Annotated in this window: 14 protein-coding genes; 12 read left to right on the top strand and 2 right to left on the bottom strand. The window is 74.7% G+C overall.

Features of this window, described 5'->3' with window-relative positions:
* The first annotated feature begins 38 nt into the window (after positions 1-38).
* From CYQ11_RS27725 to CYQ11_RS27690, 8 genes are all read left to right on the top strand, one after another.
* Entirely contained in the window at positions 39-1394 is a 1356-nt protein-coding gene (locus CYQ11_RS27725) for a hemolysin family protein (protein ID WP_099198628.1), read from the top strand.
* The gene (locus tag CYQ11_RS27720; protein WP_099198627.1) at positions 1391-2404 is read left to right on the top strand and encodes a hemolysin family protein; all 1014 of its coding nucleotides are present in this window, start codon (positions 1391-1393) and stop codon (positions 2402-2404) included. The genes CYQ11_RS27725 and CYQ11_RS27720 overlap by 4 nt, the downstream gene beginning before the upstream one ends.
* 52 nt (positions 2405-2456) lie before the next feature.
* Positions 2457-3287, top strand: coding sequence for an SGNH/GDSL hydrolase family protein (locus tag CYQ11_RS27715; RefSeq protein WP_240003306.1), 831 nt, complete (start codon positions 2457-2459; stop codon positions 3285-3287).
* Between the two features lie 85 nt (positions 3288-3372).
* A complete protein-coding gene (gene purB, locus CYQ11_RS27710; RefSeq protein ID WP_099198626.1) occupies positions 3373-4806 on the top strand; it encodes an adenylosuccinate lyase in 1434 nt (477 codons plus the stop codon).
* Positions 4803-5354: a G/U mismatch-specific DNA glycosylase gene (gene mug / locus CYQ11_RS27705; RefSeq protein WP_099198625.1), complete on the top strand. Its 552-nt coding sequence runs from the start codon at positions 4803-4805 to the stop codon at positions 5352-5354. Before purB ends, mug begins: the two co-directional genes overlap by 4 nt.
* Before the next feature lie 125 nt (positions 5355-5479).
* Complete coding sequence (locus CYQ11_RS27700) at positions 5480-6691, top strand: sensor histidine kinase (RefSeq protein WP_104651108.1); 1212 nt, start codon at positions 5480-5482, stop codon at positions 6689-6691.
* Positions 6692-6695: 4 nt separating this feature from the next.
* Positions 6696-7346 (top strand): response regulator transcription factor, encoded by a 651-nt coding sequence (locus CYQ11_RS27695; protein ID WP_099198387.1) that lies wholly within the window; start codon positions 6696-6698, stop codon positions 7344-7346.
* A 78-nt stretch (positions 7347-7424) separates the two neighbouring features.
* Positions 7425-8582 (top strand): ROK family transcriptional regulator, encoded by a 1158-nt coding sequence (locus tag CYQ11_RS27690; RefSeq protein WP_099198386.1) that lies wholly within the window; start codon positions 7425-7427, stop codon positions 8580-8582.
* A 7-nt stretch (positions 8583-8589) separates the two neighbouring features.
* Here the strand turns inward: CYQ11_RS27690 and CYQ11_RS27685 are convergent, their stop codons facing one another.
* Together CYQ11_RS27685 and sigJ are read right to left on the bottom strand one after the other, a co-directional pair.
* Positions 8590-9339 carry a GntR family transcriptional regulator gene (locus tag CYQ11_RS27685; protein ID WP_099198385.1) on the bottom strand — a complete coding sequence of 250 codons (750 nt, stop codon included), beginning with the start codon at positions 9337-9339 and terminating at the stop codon, positions 8590-8592.
* A gap of 281 nt (positions 9340-9620) precedes the next feature.
* Entirely contained in the window at positions 9621-10502 is an 882-nt protein-coding gene (gene sigJ / locus CYQ11_RS27680) for an RNA polymerase sigma factor SigJ (RefSeq protein ID WP_240003251.1), read from the bottom strand.
* A gap of 159 nt (positions 10503-10661) precedes the next feature.
* On the opposite strand from sigJ, the gene CYQ11_RS27675 reads away from it, so the two are divergent.
* The 4 genes from CYQ11_RS27675 to CYQ11_RS27660 all read left to right on the top strand — a co-directional run bounded on the left by CYQ11_RS27675 (position 10662) and on the right by CYQ11_RS27660 (position 16233).
* On the top strand, positions 10662-11492 hold the full coding sequence (locus CYQ11_RS27675) for an alpha/beta fold hydrolase (protein WP_099198383.1): 831 nt from the start codon (positions 10662-10664) through the stop codon (positions 11490-11492).
* Positions 11493-11661: 169 nt separating this feature from the next.
* Entirely contained in the window at positions 11662-13239 is a 1578-nt protein-coding gene (locus CYQ11_RS27670; RefSeq protein WP_099198382.1) for an alkaline phosphatase D family protein, read from the top strand.
* A 60-nt stretch (positions 13240-13299) separates the two neighbouring features.
* Positions 13300-14670 carry a dihydrolipoyl dehydrogenase family protein gene (locus tag CYQ11_RS27665; RefSeq protein WP_099198381.1) on the top strand — a complete coding sequence of 457 codons (1371 nt, stop codon included), beginning with the start codon at positions 13300-13302 and terminating at the stop codon, positions 14668-14670.
* 153 nt (positions 14671-14823) lie between these two features.
* Entirely contained in the window at positions 14824-16233 is a 1410-nt protein-coding gene (locus tag CYQ11_RS27660) for a GNAT family N-acetyltransferase (RefSeq protein WP_099198380.1), read from the top strand.
* Positions 16234-16262 lie beyond the last annotated feature (29 nt).

The raw sequence follows: 16262 nt of genomic DNA, 5'->3' as shown, positions 1-16262 counted from the left end.
CACCCGCCCCTGCCCGATCATGGGACGGAGGTGAACCGATGACCGAAGTGCTCCTCCTCGTGCTCGCGCTGCTGCTGACGCTCGCCTGCGCCGTGTTCGTGGCGGCCGAGTTCTCGCTCACCACGGTGGAGCGCAGCGAGCTCGAGCGCGCGGCCGAGAGCGGCGAGCTCGGCGCCGAGAGCGCGCTGAAGGCCGTGCGGAGCCTCACCTTCCAGCTCTCCGGCGCACAGCTGGGCATCACGGTCACCGGCCTGATCATCGGCATGCTCTCCGAGCCGTCGATCGCCGCGCTGCTGACCGGACCGGTCCGGGCGCTGGGCCTGCCCTCCTCGGCGGCCTCCCAGGTCGCCCTGGTGCTGGGCACGGTGCTCTCGACGGTCGTCCTGATGGTCGTCGGCGAGCTGGTGCCCAAGAACTGGGCGATCTCCCGGCCGCTGCCGGTGGCACGGCGCGTCGCCGGGCCGCAGCGCGCCTTCAGCGCCGCCTTCCGCCCGCTGATCCGGCACCTGAACAACAGCGCCAACCGGGTCGTGCACCGCCTCGGCCTGGAGCCGGCCGAGGAGCTGGCCACCGCGCGCGGCCCCCAGGAGCTGATCGCGCTGGCCCGCCACTCCGCCAAGGAGGGCGCGCTGGAGGCGGACACCGCCGAGCTGTTCGTGCGGACCCTCAACCTGGCGGACCTGACCGCGGAGAACGTGATGACCCCGCGCGTCCAGGTCATCGCGCTCGACGCCCGGGCCACCGCCGAGGACGTCGCGAACGCCACCCGGGCCACCGGCCTGTCCCGCTTCCCCGTCTACCGGGACACCCTGGACACGGTCGTGGGCACCGCCCACATCAAGGACGTGCTGGCCATACCCGCCGAGGAGCGAGCGCGCCGCCCGGTCGCCGCCCTGGTGCGCGAGCCGCTGTTCGTGCCCGCCTCCCTGACCGTGGACCGGTTGCTGGACCGGCTGTCTGGCAGGCGCAGCATGGCGATCGTCATCGACGAGTACGGCGGCACGGCCGGCGTCGTCACCCTGGAGGACATCATCGAGGAGGTCGTCGGCGAGGTCCGCGACGAGCACGACCCGCACGAGCTGCCCGACCTCGCCCCGGCCGGCGAGGACGCCCTGGGCCGCTCGCTGTACGAGGCGGACGGCGCCACCCGCACCGACCAGCTGGAGCACATCGGGCTGCGCGCGCCGGACGGGCCGTACGAGACCCTCGCCGGCCTCGTCGCCGCCTCCCTCGGCCGCATCCCCGTCGAGGGGGACACGGTGGAGGTCACCGGCTGGCGGGTCGAGGTGACCGACGCGTCCGGCAGGCGCGCGGCGCGGGTGCGCCTGACGTCCCCGCCGCCCGGCACCGCCGCGGTCCCGGGCGACGACCCGGCCGGGGGGGCGGACCGATGACCGTCGTCCAGTTGCTCATCGGCCTCGCGACCCTGGTCGCCAACGCCTTCTTCGTGGGCGCCGAGTTCGGCATGATCTCCGTGCGCCGCAGCCAGATCGACCCCTACGCCGAGCGCGGCGACCGGCGCGCCCGCAGCGTGCTGTGGGGACTGCGGCACATCTCCGCCCTGATGGCCGCGGCCCAGCTCGGCATCACCCTGTGCACCCTGGTGCTGGGTGTGGTCGCCGAGCCCGCCATCGCGCACCTCCTGCAACCGGTGTTCCACGCGGTGGGCCTGCCGGAGGGCCTGATCCACGCGGTCTCGTTCGTGATCGCGCTGGCCGTGGCGACGTATCTGCACATGCTCTTCGGCGAGATGGTGCCGAAGAACATCGCGCTGGCCGAGCCGGTGCGCACGGCCCTGCTGCTGGGCCCCCCGCTGGTGACGCTGGCGCGCGCCCTGCGCCCGTTCGTCTTCGCCATCAACGGCCTGGCGAACACCCTCCTGAAGCTGCTGCGGGTCGAGCCGAAGGACGAGGTCGGCGCGGTCTTCTCCGACGACCAGCTGGCCCGGATGGTCGCCGACTCCAGCGAGGCGGGCCTGCTGGACGAGCGGGCCACCGAGCGGCTGCGCGACGCCCTGGGGCTGGGCAAGCGGCCGGTGGTGGACGTGGTGCTCCCGCTGGAGCGCGTGGTCTCCGCCCGCTTCGGGGTCACCCCCGAGGAGCTGGAGCGGCTCGCCGCCACGTCGGGCTACTCCCGCTTCCCCGTCGTCGACGGCGCCGGCCGGATCCTGGGCTACCTCCACGTGAAGGACGCCCTGGACGCCCGCCCCCGCGACATGTCGTTCCCGCTGCGGAAGCTGCGGCCGATCGCGCGGGTGCGGGCGGACACGCCGCTGGACGACGTGATCAAGGCGATGAGCGGCACGGGCGCCCACCTGGCGGCCGCCATCGGCGAGGACAACAGGCTGGCCGGACTGGTCACCCTGGAGGACGTCCTGCGCCAGCTGGTCGGCGCGCGGTCGTGAGGGCGGGCCTGCCGCCGGGGCCCCCGGGCCCCGGCGGTAGGATCGCGAGGCCATGTCGACGAACGCCACCCCGATGGGTGCCTCATACACGCACCCGTACACCAGCTTTGTCGCCATAGGCGACTCCTTCACCGAGGGCATGTCCGACGGCCTGCCCGACGGCTCCTACCGCGGCTGGGCCGACCTCCTGGCCGCCCGCCTGGCGGAGCGCACCGCCGGCTTCCGCTACGCGAACCTCGCGGTGCGCGGCAAGCTCATCGGCCAGATCGCCGACGAGCAGGCCGCGCCGGCCGCCGCCATGGGCGCGGACCTGGTGACGCTCGTGGGCGGGCTCAACGACGTGCTGCGGCCGCAGTGCGACGTGGACCTGGTGTGCGCACGGCTCGCGGAGGCGGCGGACCTGCTGGCCCCGAGCTGCCGGCAGCTGGTGCTGATGCGCAGCCCGGGCCGGCGCGGACCGGTGCTGGAGCGCTTCCGGCCCCGCATGGAGCAGCTCTTCGGCTTCGTCGACGAACTGGCCGAGCGGCACGGCGCCCTGGTCGTCGACCTCTTCTCCGCCGAGGCCCTGGGCGACTCCCGGCTGTGGGCCGACGACCGGCTGCACCTGAACGCCGAGGGCCACCGGCGGGTGGCCGAGGCGGTGTGGCAGGCGCTCGGCCACGCGCCGGAGTCCGACTGGCGCGAGCCGCTGCCCCCGCTCGTACGCCCCGGCTGGGCCGTCCGCCGCACCGCGGACCTGCGCTTCGCCCGGGAGCACCTGGTCCCCTGGATCGGCCGCCGCCTGACGGGCCGCTCCTCGGGGGACGGGCGTCCGCCCAAGCGGGCCGAGTTGCTGCCCTACGAGCCGCTCCCCCTGCCCCAGAACGGCTCGCCGCTTCCGTAGCGCCCCTTTCGTAGCAAGCCACAAACCGGGGTGCTGTCCGGATCTGCGCGAACCGCCAGTAGACTTTCGCCACGTGACTGCTGCTGTGTCTCCCAAGCCCCGCATCCCCAACGTCCTGGCCGGCCGCTACGCCTCCACCGAGCTGGCCGTGCTGTGGTCCCCCGAGTACAAGGTGAAGCTGGAGCGGAAGCTGTGGCTCGCCGTGCTCCGCGCCCAGAAGGACCTGGGAATCGAGGTGCCGGAGGCCGCGCTGGCCGACTACGAGCGGGTCCTGGACCAGGTCGACCTGGCCTCGATCGCCGAGCGCGAGAAGGTCACGCGGCACGACGTGAAGGCGCGCATCGAGGAGTTCAACGCCCTCGCCGGCCATGAGCACGTGCACAAGGGCATGACCTCCCGCGACCTCACCGAGAACGTGGAGCAGTTGCAGGTCCGGCTCTCCCTGGAGCTGGTGCGCGACCGCGTCGTGGCCGTCCTGGCCCGGCTCGGCAAGCTGGCGGCCGACCACGCCGAGCTGGTCGTGGCGGGCCGCTCGCACAACGTCGCCGCGCAGGCCACCACGCTCGGCAAGCGCTTCGCGACCACCGCGGACGAGCTGCTGGTCGCCTTCGGGCGGACCGAGGAGCTGCTGGCCCGCTACCCGCTGCGCGGCATCAAGGGCCCCGTCGGCACCGCCCAGGACATGCTCGACCTGCTCGGCGGCGACGCCGCGAAGCTGGCCGAGCTGGAGCGGCGGATCGCGGCGCACCTGGGCTTCGGCCACGCCTTCACCTCCGTCGGCCAGGTCTACCCGCGCTCCCTCGACTACGACGTCGTCACCGCGCTGGTCCAGCTGGCCGCCGCGCCGTCCTCGCTGGCCAAGACGATCCGCCTGATGGCCGGTCACGAGCTGGTGACCGAGGGCTTCAAGCCGGGTCAGGTCGGCTCGTCCGCGATGCCGCACAAGATGAACACCCGCTCCTGCGAGCGCGTCAACGGCCTCATGGTCATCCTGCGCGGCTACGCCTCGATGACCGGCGAGCTGGCGGGCGACCAGTGGAACGAGGGCGACGTCTCCTGCTCGGTGGTGCGCCGCGTCGCGCTGCCGGACGCGTTCTTCGCGCTGGACGGCCTCCTGGAGACGTTCCTGACCGTCCTCGACGAGTTCGGCGCCTTCCCGGCGGTCGTGGCCCGTGAGCTGGACCGCTACCTGCCCTTCCTCGCCACCACCAAGGTGCTGATGGGCGCCGTGCGCGCCGGCGTCGGCCGCGAGGTCGCGCACGAGGTCATCAAGGAGCACGCGGTGGCGTCCGCGCTGGCCATGCGCGAGCAGGGCGCCGAGCGCAACGAGCTGCTCGACAAGCTCGCCGCGGACGAGCGGATCCCGCTGGACCGCGCCGCCCTGGACGCGCTGATGGCCGACAAGCTGTCGTTCACCGGTGCCGCGGGCGACCAGGTGGCCTCCGTGGTCGCCCGGATCGAGGAGATCGCGGAGCGCCACCCGGAGGCCGCGGCCTACGCTCCCGGGGCGATCCTCTGACCCGCTCCTTCACACCCGAGGAACTGGAGGCCGCCCGCGACCGTCTCGTACCGGACGTGGTCGCGGACGGTCTCCGGGTGCTCTTCTGCGGCATCAACCCCGGCTTGATGTCGGCGGCCACCGGCCACCACTTCGCCCGGCCGGGCAACCGCTTCTGGCCCGCACTGCACGCCTCGGGGTTCACGCCCCGCCAGCTGCTGCCCGCGCAGGAGCGCGAACTCCTCACGTACGGGCTGGGCATCACCAACGTCGTGGCGCGGGCCTCCGCGCGCGCCGACGAGCTGAGCGACGTGGAGTTCCGGGAAGGCGGGCGCATCCTCGTCGAGAAGGTCGAACTGCTGCGGCCCCGCTGGCTGGCGGTCGTGGGGATCACCGCCTACCGCGTCGCGTTCGGTGAGAAGCACGCCAAGATCGGCCCTCAGGTCCGGACCATAGGCACGACCCGTGTCTGGGCCCTGCCCAACCCCAGCGGCCTCAACGCCCACTGGCCGCTGCCGAAGATGGCGGAGGAGTTCGCGCGCCTGCGCGTGGCCGCCGACGACGACTGAAGGACGCCGCGCGACCGCCCGGTGAACCCGCAGCCGTCGGGCCGGGCCGTCGCTCACCCACGGGCGGGCGGTGCTCCCCCGGGCGGGGGAGGCCACCCGCCGGGCGGCGCTGCCAGGATGGCGGCATGATCAGTCCGCTTCGCCCCCTGGCCCGCACGGTCACGTACACGCGCTGGCTGCACCTCCTCCTGGCGGTGGTCCTCGCCGCCGTCGTCGCCCTCGTCCACCCCGGGCTCGGCGGCGTCGGCACGGCGCGGGGCGCCTGGCTGCTGCTGACGCCCCTGCCGCTGCTGGCGGCGGCCGGCATGGTCCCGAGGACGCGGCTCGCGGAGGGCATGCAGGCCCAGTTGCTGCTCTTCCCCGCGCGGGGTGCCGGCCGGGAGCCGGCGTTCACGGCCGCGCCGTCGGCGTCCCGGGGCGACCGGTGGCGCACGGTGCTGTGGCTGGTGCTGCGGTACGAGACGGGCCTGGCGACGGCGTTCCTGACGCTCCACGCGCCCGCGCTGGCGGTGGGCCTGGTCCGCTCCTCCTCGTCACCGGTGCCCGTGCGCACTCCGCTGCCGTGGACGGTGGAGGGCGGCCACTGGTGGTACGCACCACTGGCCCCGCTGGTCGTCGCGCTGCTGCTGGCGTTCGTCGCGGTGACCGGTGAGCTGACGGCGCGCGCGGCGCGGACGCTGCTCGGCCCGTCGGCGGCCGAGCGACTGGCCGCCCTGGAGGAGCGTACGGAACGGCTGCTCGAACACAACCGGATCGCGCGGGAGTTGCACGACTCGGTCGGCCACGCCCTGACGGTGGCGGTGGTACAGGCGGGGGCGGCACGGGCGGCGGGCTCACCGGAGTTCACCGAACGCGCCCTGGCGGCCGTCGAGGAGACGGCCCGGCACGCCCTGGAGGACCTGGAGCGGGTGCTCAAGGTGCTGCGCGAGGACGCGCCGGGGCCGGCCGCCCGCCCCTCCCTCATGGACGCCGGCCGGCTGCTGACGGCGGCCCGCGGCGCCGGCGCCGAGGTCACCGCGGAGGTCACCGGGCCCCTGGAGGCGGTGCCGGGCCCGCTGTCGCGGGAGGGGTACCGCATTGTCCAGGAGGCGCTCACCAACGTGGTGCGGCACGCCGGTGCGGTGCCGGTCTCGGTGCGGATGGCGGTGCGCCCGGACGCGCTGGAGCTGGACGTCCGCAACCCCCTGACCGCCGGGGCGGGCACGCTCGCCGGAAGCGGGAGCGGGCTGCGCGGCATCCGCGAGCGGGCCGCGCTGCTGGGCGGGCATGCCGAGACGGGCGAGCACGAGGGCTGCTGGCGGGTGCGCGCGGTGCTCCCGCTGAACGATCTAGGGTGAGCCCGTGCCGATATCCGTTCTGCTCGTCGACGACGAACCCCTGGTGCGCGCGGGTCTGCGCGCGATCCTCGAAGCCCAGCCGGACATCGAGGTCGTGGCCGAGGCCGCCGACGGCGCGGCCGTGGTGCCGCTGGTGCGCCGGCTGCGGCCCGACGTCGTCGCCATGGACGTGCGGATGCCGCTGCTGGACGGCATCGAGGCGACCAGGGCGGTGCTGCGCGCCGTGGCGCCGCCGCCGAAGATCCTGGTCGTCACGACCTTCGAGAACGACGAGTACGTCTACGACGCGCTGCGCGTGGGCGCCGACGGCTTCCTGCTCAAGCGCGCGGCGCCCGCGGAGATCGTGCAGGCGGTGCGGATGGTGGCGGCCGGCGACTCGCTGCTCTTCCCGGCCTCCCTGCGGAGCCTGGCCGCCTCGCGCGGCAACGAGCCGGCGCGGGCGGCGATGGAGAAGGCGGCGCTGACCGCGCGCGAGGCAGAGGTGCTGCGGCTGATGGCGCGCGGCCTGTCCAACCCGGAGATCGCCGCGGGCCTGCTGGTGGGCACGGAGACGGTGAAGACGCACGTCAGCGCCGTCCTCGCCAAGCTCGGGGCGCGGGACCGCACCCAGGCGGTGATCGCCGCGTACGAGTCGGGGTTCGTCACGCCCGGGTGACGCACCGCGTCTCGCCGCGCTCCCCGGCACCGGATACGATCCGTCCGGCAAAGGGCACGCAAAGCGAGGAGGCGGCACGTGGGGCGGCTCACCGGTGGCGATCCGTCTCTCCTGCGGCGGATCAATTCGGCCGTCGTGCTGCACGCGTTGCGTGCCGCCGAGGCTCCCACCTTCACCGACCTGGTGAAGATGACGGGGCTGTCCCGGCCGACGGTCGAGGGCGTGGTCGAGGGGCTGATCGGCTCCGGTCTGGTGGTGGAGGCGGCCGCCGACGAGGGCGCGGCGCGGCGCCAGGGGCGGCCGGCGCGGCGGTTCCGCTTCCGCGTGGAGGCGGGGCATCTGCTGGGCGTCGAGATCGGGCCGCATCGGATCGCCGCGCTGCTGGCGGACCTCGGCGGGCGGGTCACCGGCTCGGCGCACGTGGAGGTCCCGCACACCGCCCCGGCGGACGAGCGGCTGGAGCAGGTGCGCGTCGCCGTCGCCGACCTGCTGGCGCGTTCCGGTGTCCCGCGCGGTTCGCTGCGCGCGGTGGGCGTGGCCACGCCCGGCATCGTGGAGGCGGACGGCACGGTGCGGCTGGGGACGGCGCTGCCGGGCTGGACCGGGCTGCGGCTCGGTGAACGGCTGCGGCGCTCGTTCCGGTGCCCGGTGCTGGTGGAGAACGACGCCAACGCCGCAGCCGTGGCCGAGCACTGGAAGGGCGCGGCCACGGGGTCGGACGACGTGGTGTTCGTGCTGGCGGGATTGAGCCCGGGGGCCGGTTCGCTGATCGGCGGGCGGCTGCACCGGGGCTTCGGCGGCGCGGCCGGGGAGATCGGGGCGCTGCACCTGCTGGGCCGTGAGGCCACCCCGGAGGAGGTACTGTCCACCACCGGGGAGCCGCTGCACCCGCTGGACGAGGCACAGGTGGCGAACGTGTTCGCCCGGGCCGGGCAGGGTGACGCGCGGGCGCGGGCCGCAGTGGAGCGGTATCTGCGCCGGCTGGTGCACGACGTGGCGGCGCTCGTGCTCGCCCTCGACCCGGAGCTGGTCGTGGTGGGCGGCTGGGCGGCCGGTCCGGCCGGGGTGCTGGAGCCGCTGCGCACCGAGCTGGCCCGCTACTGCCTGCGGCCGCCCCAGGTGGCGCAGTCGCTGCTGGGTGAGGCGGCGGTGGCCACCGGAGCCCTGCGGCTGGCCCTCGACCACGTGGAGGAGCAGCTCTTCGCGGTCGAGAGCACGGTGACCAAACGCCGGTGACGCTCCGTCAGCCGGCGAGCAGTCGCACGCCGGCGCCGTCGGACTCGCCGAAGGTGAGCCGGCAGGTGTCGGCCCGGTAGGTGGCGACGGCCACGGCGGCCGTCCGGCCGTCCGCGAAGTAGCGGGTGGTGACGAGCAGGACGGGCGCTCCGGGCAGCCGGTCGAGCTGCTTGGCGTCGTCGGCGCGGGCGGAGCCCAGCTCCACGGCCCGCTCCTGCCCCTCCAGCCGCAGCTGCTGGAGTTCGCGCAGCACGGCACGGGCCCGGGACGGCCCGGCGGGCGCGTCGAGGGGGGCGAGGCCGGGAACGCTGTCGGCGGGGACGTAGAGCAGCTCGGCGGCGACGGGCTGGCCGCGCGTCTTGCGGGCCCGGCGCACCACGTGCACCACCTGGCCGGGCTCGGTGCCCAGCAGCCGGGCGAGGGCGGCGGGCGGGGCCTCCTCCGTGCTGTCGACGGGCTGCCAGGCGTCGGCGGCGGTGCCGGGCCAGGCGTGCTCGGCGTCGGCCACGGCGACGCCCATGCGGGGCGGGGCGACCGTGGTGCCGACTCCGCGGCGGCGCTGGAGGCGGCCCTCCAGCTCCAGTTGTTCGAGCGCCTGACGGAGCGTGGCCCTGGCGACGCCGAAGCGGGCCGCGAGCTCACGTTCGTTGGGCAGGATCTCGCCCACGGCGAACTCGGAGTCGAGTGCGTCGCTCAGGACGGTCTTCAGGTGCCAGTACTTCGGTTCCGGCACCGATTCCAGCTGCGTGGTCCCCACCCTGATCCTCCGCAAAGGCTTTTCGCGCTCTTCTTTATTAAAGGTTGTTGCAGTATGCCTGCGACCATAGGACGGTGTGCGTACTTGGTCAAGACCAATGGAGGTGCGGGTGCGGGCGCGCGAACGGACTTCCGAGGTGCGGAGGGTGGACGGCGATCCCTCACCGTGCCGCCGCGGGCAGGGTGATGGGGCCCGCGGCCGGTGAGAAGCGGCGCGGACGGGGCGTCCGTCCGGTCAATGAGGCGCGGACACTGATGCGTTGAACAGCCCGGTACGACCGGTTACGACACGAGGCCCAGCATTTTGTCCGGGTTTCGCAGGAGGTAGACCTCCGCGACGCGCCCCTCGGAGACGTGGAGGCTGAGGAGGGTGTCCGGCCGGCCGGCCACGAGGAGCAGCAGCGCCGGGCCGCCGTTGACCTCGGTGACGAGCGCCTGGGCGTCGGGGAAGGCGCCCGAGACGGCGAGGAGGAAACGGCCGACCTTGTCGGCGCTCTCGATGACGCGCAGCGGCGCCTTCGCCTTGCCGCCGCCGTCGCTGACCAGGCGGACGTCGGGGGCCAGCAGGGCCAGCAGGTCCTCGATGCTGCCCCCGGCCGCGGCCGCCAGGAAGCGCTCGGTGAGGTCGCGCCGGCTCACCGGGTCGACGTCGAAGCGCGGTCTGCGCTCCTCCACGTGGCGGCGGGCCCGCCCGGCGAGCTGCCGCACGGCCGCCTCCGAACGGTCGAGCGTCGCGGCGATCTCCTGGTAGGGGAAGCCGAAGGCCTCGCGCAGCACGAAGACCGCCCGCTCCAGCGGGGAGAGCGACTCGAGGACCACGAGGACCGCGAGGGAGACCGAGTCGGCGAGCACGGCCCGCTCCGCGGTGTCCGGCACCGCCTCGCCCAGGTCCGTGAAAACGGGCTCGGGAAGCCAGGGCCCCACATAGGCCTCGCGCCGCGCGGTGACCTGGCGCAGCCGGTCGACGGCGAGCCGCGTGGTGACGCGCACCAGATAGCCGCGCGGGTCGCGGACGTCCTCCCGGCCGGCCTGCGACCAGCGCAGCCACGCCTCCTGGACCACGTCCTCCGCGTCGGCGAAGCGCCCCAGCATGCGGTAGGCCACCCCGGTCAGCGTGGAACGGTGTTCTTCGAAGGCGTCGAGCACGGCGTCGCTTGCGGTCACGGCCCCATCCCACCCGAGACCGGCGGGCGTTGTCCACGTGAACCCGCTCTCATCGCGCGCCACCGGAGGCCGGTCCCGCCCCGCCGGCATCTACCCTCCGGTAACCGTTGCTGACATCCTGTCTCAGTACGTCGCCCCACGGATGACGAGGAGCCACGCATGACCGAGAAGATCTCCTTTGCCGTCGACACGCCCTCTGGTCAGCGCACGACCGAGGTGCACTACGAACGGCTCGGGGACGGCGAACCCCTGGTCCTGCTGCACGGCATCGGCCACCACCTCCAGGCCTGGGACCCCGTCGTGGGCGTCCTCGCCGCCGAACGGGACGTCATCGCCGTCGACCTGCCGGGCTTCGGGGCGTCCCCCGCGCTCCCCGACGGCGTCGCCTACGACCTCCGGGGAGTGACCCCGGTGCTCCGCGCGTTCTTCGAGGCGCTCGGCCTGGACCGGCCGCACGTCGCGGGCAACTCCCTCGGCGGCATCCTCGCCCTGGCCCTCGGCCACGAGAAGCTCGTACGGTCCGTCACGGCGCTGTCCCCCGGCGGCTTCTGGACCGAGGCCGAGCGCCGCTGGGCCTTCGGGATGCTGACGGGCATGCGGCAGGGCGCGCTGCGGCTGCCCGAACGGGCCGTCGCCGCCCTGGCCCGTACGGCGGCGGGCCGGGCGGCGCTGGTCAGCACCATCTACACGCGCCCCGGCCGCCGTTCGCCCGACGCGGTGGTCGCCGAGACCCGGGCGCTGCGCGAGGCGACCGGCTTCGAGGCCACCCTGGCCGCCGGGCGCGCCGTCCGCTTCACCCACGACGTGCCGGACATGCCGGTGACCATCGCCTGGGGCACCGGCGACCGGCTGCTCCTGCCCCGGCAGGGGGTACGCGCGAAGAAGGTGATCCCCGGGGCCCGGCTCGTGCGGCTGCCGGGCTGCGGCCACGTCCCCATGAGCGACGACCCGGCGCTCGTCGCCCGCGTCATCCTGGACACCTCGCGCTGACGTCCTCGACCGCCGCAGACCCGGACGGTGGGGCGACGGGAGTGACCTCCGTCATCTCACGGGCCGGACGCGCCCCTTGTTCACGGCGTGTTCAGCCGCCGGGCACGTGGCGCCGGTAGTAACCCGGTGACGACGACGGACGTCGGCCGGACACGGGAGGTCATGCGGCATGGCGAAGGCGTACGGATCGGGGCTCGCGGTCGGGCGGCGGACGGTGCTGCGGGGGACGGTGGCCGCCGCCGGCGCGGCCGCGCTGCCGCCCCTGGCCGCGGCGGCTCCCGCCCTGGCCCTGTCGGGGCGGCCCGACGCCGGCTGGGGCGTGCAGACCGGCGACGTGACCGCTTCCTCGGGACTGGTGTGGGTGCGCTCGGACCGGCCGGCCAGGATGGTCGTGGAGACCTCGGCGACGGAGTCGTTCCGCACCGTGCGGCGCTGGGCCGGCCCGCTCCTCGGGCCCGGCACGGACTTCACCGGACGCACGGCCCTGCGCGGGCTGCCGCCCGGCGAGCGGATCCACTACCGGGTGCTGCTGGCCGACCCGGACGACCCCCGCCGCACGGGCCGCCCGGTGTACGGCACGTTCCGCACCGCTCCGGCGCGGCGGGAGGGCGTGCGGTTCGTCTGGTCGGGCGACCTCGCCGGACAGGGCTGGGGCATCAACCCCGACCTGGGCGGCTACCGGATCTTCGCGCGCATGCGGGAGCTGGACCCGGACTTCTTCCTGTGCAGCGGTGACACCATCTACGCCGACAACCCGATCCCGGCGACCGTGGCCCTGCCCGGGGGCGGCACCTGGCGGAACGTCACCACCGAGGAGAAGTCCAAGGTGGCCGAGACGCTCGCGGAGTTCCGCGGGGCGTTCCGCTACAACCTGATGGATGAGCACCTGCGGGAGTTCAACGCCCACGTGCCCGTCGTCGCGCAGTGGGACGACCACGAGGTGCACAACAACTGGTACCCGGGCCAGCTCCTGGACGACGCGCGCTACACCGAGAAGCGGGCCGACGTGCTGGCGGCCCGCTCGCTGCGGGCGTTCTCGGAGTACTTCCCCCTGTCCACCCGGCGACCGGACGCCGACGGGCGGATCTACCGCGTGCTGCGTCACGGCCCGCTGCTCGACGTCTTCGTCCTGGACATGCGCGCCTACCGCGACGCCAACTCCCCGGGCCGGCAGCCCGACGACGCCCGGGGCATCCTGGGCGAGCGGCAGCTGCGGTGGCTCAAGCGGGAGCTGACGCGTTCGCGCGCGGTGTGGAAGGTGATCGCCTCGGACATGCCGCTGGGCCTGGTCGTCACGGACGGGGCGGTGAACTTCGAGGCGGTGGCGCAGGGCGACCCGGGGGCGCCGCTGGGCCGCGAGCTGCAGATCGCGGACCTGCTGCGGCACATCAAGCACCAGCGCGTCACGGGCACGGTGTGGCTGACGGCCGACGTGCACTACACCAGCGCACAGCACTACGACCCCGCGCGGGCGGCGTTCACGGACTTCGCACCGTTCTGGGAGTTCGTGACCGGTCCGCTGAACGCGGGCGGCTTCCCCGCGGTGAAGCTGGACGGCACGTTCGGCCCGGCCCAGCCCTTCGTCAAGGCGCCCGCCGCGGCGAACGTCCCGCCCGGGCAGGACAGCCAGTTCTTCGGCGAGGTCGCCATCGACGGGGAGAGCGGCGAGCTGACCGTGCGCCTGCGCGACGAGCGGGGCGGGGTCCTGTTCACCAAGGTGCTCCAGCCGGGGCGCGTCGGACAGTGACGCTCCGGGGGACCGGTGGGATGGTGGCAGTCCGGTCCCTCGTCAGGAAGGTGCGGTGCTGTGGCCGAGCAGGTGGATGTCGTCGTCATCGGCATGGGTCCGGGCGGCGAACACGTGGCGGGGCGGCTGGCCGAGGCCGGGCTGAACGTGGTGGGTGTGGAGGCCGAGCTGGTCGGCGGCGAGTGCCCGTACTGGGCCTGCGTGCCGAGCAAGATGATGATCCGCGCCGGGAACCTGCTGGCGGAGGCGCGGCGCGTGCCCGGCATGGCCGGCGCGGCGCGGGTCGCCGCCGACTGGGCACCGGTGGCCTCCCGCATCCGCGAGGAGGCCACCGACGACTGGAACGACGCGGCGGCCGCCGACCGCTTCGCCGACAAGGGCGGCCGGCTGGTGCGCGGGCGCGGCCGGCTGGCCGGGCCCGGCCGGGTGGAGGTGGACGGCCCCGACGGCGGCGTCTTCGAGGCCCGGCACGCGATCGTCGTCGCGACGGGCACCAAGCCCCAGATCCCCCCGGTCCCGGGGCTCAAGGAGGTGCCGTACTGGACCAACCGGGACGCGGTCGCCGCGAAGGAGCCGCCGCGGTCCCTGCTGGTCCTCGGCGGTGGCGCCATCGGCGTGGAGCTCTCCCAGGCCTTCGCCCGCTTCGGCACCGACGTGACCGTCGTCGAGGCGATGGACCGGCTGATCCCGGCCGAGGAGCCGGAGGCGGGCGAGCTGGTGGCCGAGGTGCTGGCCCGCGAGGGGCTGACCGTGCGGACGGGGGCGCGGGCGGCCCGCGTGCGGCACGAGGGGGACGCGTTCACGGTGGTGCTGGAGGACGACACGGAGCTGACAGGGGATCAGCTCCTGGTCGCCACGGGCCGCCGGACGGACTTCACCGGCCTCGGCCTGGAGACCGTGGGCCTGGATCCGGCGGACCGGGCCCTGAGGACGGACGGCAGGCTGCGGGTGGCGCCCGGGCTGTGGGCCGTCGGCGACGTGACCGGGCACGGGGCCTTCACGCACGTGGCGATGTACGAGGCGGAGATCGTGGCCCGGACCGTGCTGGGCGAGCCGGTCCCGGACGCCGACTACCGCGCCCTGCCACGGGTGACCTTCACCGATCCCGAGGTGGGCGCGGTGGGGCTGACCGAGGAACAGGCCCGGGGCAAGGGGCTGCGCGTGCGGACGGGGCTGGCGCGGGTGCCGGCGTCGGCCCGCGGCTGGATCCACAAGGCCGGCAACGAGGGCCTGGTGAAACTCGTCGAGGACACCGGGCGGGGCGTGCTGGTCGGGGCCACGGCGGCGGGGCCCATGGGCGGCGAGGTGGTGTACGGGCTGGCGGTCGCCGTGCAGGGGCAGGTGCCCGTCGAGACGCTCCGGCACATGATCTACGCCTATCCCACCTTCCACCGGGGCGTGGAGGACGCGCTGAGGGCGCTCAAGGACTAGGAGAGGCCCGGGCCGGTTCTCGGATGCGTTCCGCCGCCCCGGCGAACGCCAGAGGAATACCCCACGTCGGAACAGAAGCGAACAGAAGCGTCCTTTACTCATCGGACACAGGACGTTCGTGATCACGCAACACCGTTCCGTCATGGTGGCGGCATGACCGACGAGACGTCCGCGCAGAACGCCCCCCGGCACCCTCGCTCCCCCCGGCACCACCACTGGCGCCGCGACCTGGTGGAACTGGCGGCTCTGTTCACCGCGGTCGCCACGGCCGACGCCGTCGCGAACACCGTCGCCCACGGCCCGGACGGCCCGACCCTGCTGGTCGCGTCGGCCGCGGCCCTGCTGGGCACCGCCGGCTTCCACACCTGGTGGTCCGGGCGCCACCGCCCCACCGCCCCCGCCCCCGCCGTGCCCCCGGCCACCGCACCGGGCGCCGGCCCCGCCGCGGGCGGGACGGGCGAGACGGCCCTGTGGCGGATGCGCACGACGGTGCGCGACGAGCCGGGCAGCCTCGCCACGCTGTGCCTGGCCCTGGCCGGCCACGGCGTCGACATCCTCGCCCTCCAGACGCATCCGCTGGCCGACGGCACGGTCGACGAACTACTGCTGCGCGCCCCCGCCACGCTGGCGCCGGGCGTGCTCACGGGCGCCGCCGGCAGCGGGGGCGGCCGGGAGACCTGGCTGGAGCGGGCCGACGCCCACGACCTGGTCGACGCCCCCACCCGGGTGCTGAACCTCGCCACTCGCACCGCGCTGGACGCGGCGGAGCTGCCCCTGGCACTCCGGCAGTTGCTGGGCCGCTGCACCATCCACTCGGTGCCGGCCCGCTCCCCCCGCGGCGGCGGCGCCAACGCGCCCGTACCCGAGGACGGGCTGCTGGAGGAGACGGTGATGCGGCTGCGGGACCCCTCCGGCGGATCGATCACCGTCGAGCGCCCGCACCTGCCCTTCACCCCCACCGAGTTCGCCCGGGCCCGCGCCCTGGTCGAGCTGGACGCGCGGCTGGGCCCCCGGGTGCCGCCGCGCAGCGACGTGCTCACGCTGCCCGAGGGCAACGACATCACCGTGCGCCGTGCCGACCTCGGCGACCTCGGCGCCGCCCGCGAGATGCACGACCGCTGCTCGCCGGCCACGCTCGCCCTGCGCTACCACGGGCCGGTCGGCGACGCCGACCGCTATCTGCGCCACCTGCTGAGCCCGCGCTTCGGCCGCACCCTCGCCGCGTACACCGCCTCCGGCCGGCTCGTCGCCCTCGGACACCTGCTGTGGGACGGCGACGAGACCGAGGCAGCCCTGCTGGTCGAGGACGAGTGGCAGCGGCGCGGCATCGGCGGCGAACTGCTGGGCCGCCTCGTGGCCCTGGCCGGTGACGCGGGCTGCGAGAGCGTCTACGCCGTGACCACCTCGTCCAACACCGGCATGGTCGCCGCCATGCGCGCCCTCGGCCTGCCGCTCGACTACCAGATCGAGGGCGGCACCCTCGTCGTCACCGCCCGGCTCACGGGGGCCCGCCCCGTCCCTCCCGTCACGACCGGAACGACATGGCGCGTTCTGGACAGTTGATCCCGAAAATGCGGTGACGGCCGCGTTCC

It is taken from the genome of Streptomyces cinnamoneus (assembly GCF_002939475.1).
In the GTDB taxonomy this organism is placed as follows: Bacteria; Actinomycetota; Actinomycetes; order Streptomycetales; family Streptomycetaceae; genus Streptomyces; species Streptomyces cinnamoneus_A.
This window is presented reverse-complemented; position numbering and strand designations above follow the sequence as displayed.

Coding starts and splice junctions, on each gene's coding strand:
- CYQ11_RS27700 (WP_104651108.1), top strand. CDS start 5,480: ATGATCAGTCCGCTTCGCCCCCTGGCCCGCACGGTCACGTACACGCGC.
- CYQ11_RS27660 (WP_099198380.1), top strand. CDS start 14,824: ATGACCGACGAGACGTCCGCGCAGAACGCCCCCCGGCACCCTCGCTCC.
- CYQ11_RS27675 (WP_099198383.1), top strand. CDS start 10,662: ATGACCGAGAAGATCTCCTTTGCCGTCGACACGCCCTCTGGTCAGCGC.
- CYQ11_RS27715 (WP_240003306.1), top strand. CDS start 2,457: ATGTCGACGAACGCCACCCCGATGGGTGCCTCATACACGCACCCGTAC.
- CYQ11_RS27670 (WP_099198382.1), top strand. CDS start 11,662: ATGGCGAAGGCGTACGGATCGGGGCTCGCGGTCGGGCGGCGGACGGTG.
- CYQ11_RS27725 (WP_099198628.1), top strand. CDS start 39: ATGACCGAAGTGCTCCTCCTCGTGCTCGCGCTGCTGCTGACGCTCGCC.
- CYQ11_RS27720 (WP_099198627.1), top strand. CDS start 1,391: ATGACCGTCGTCCAGTTGCTCATCGGCCTCGCGACCCTGGTCGCCAAC.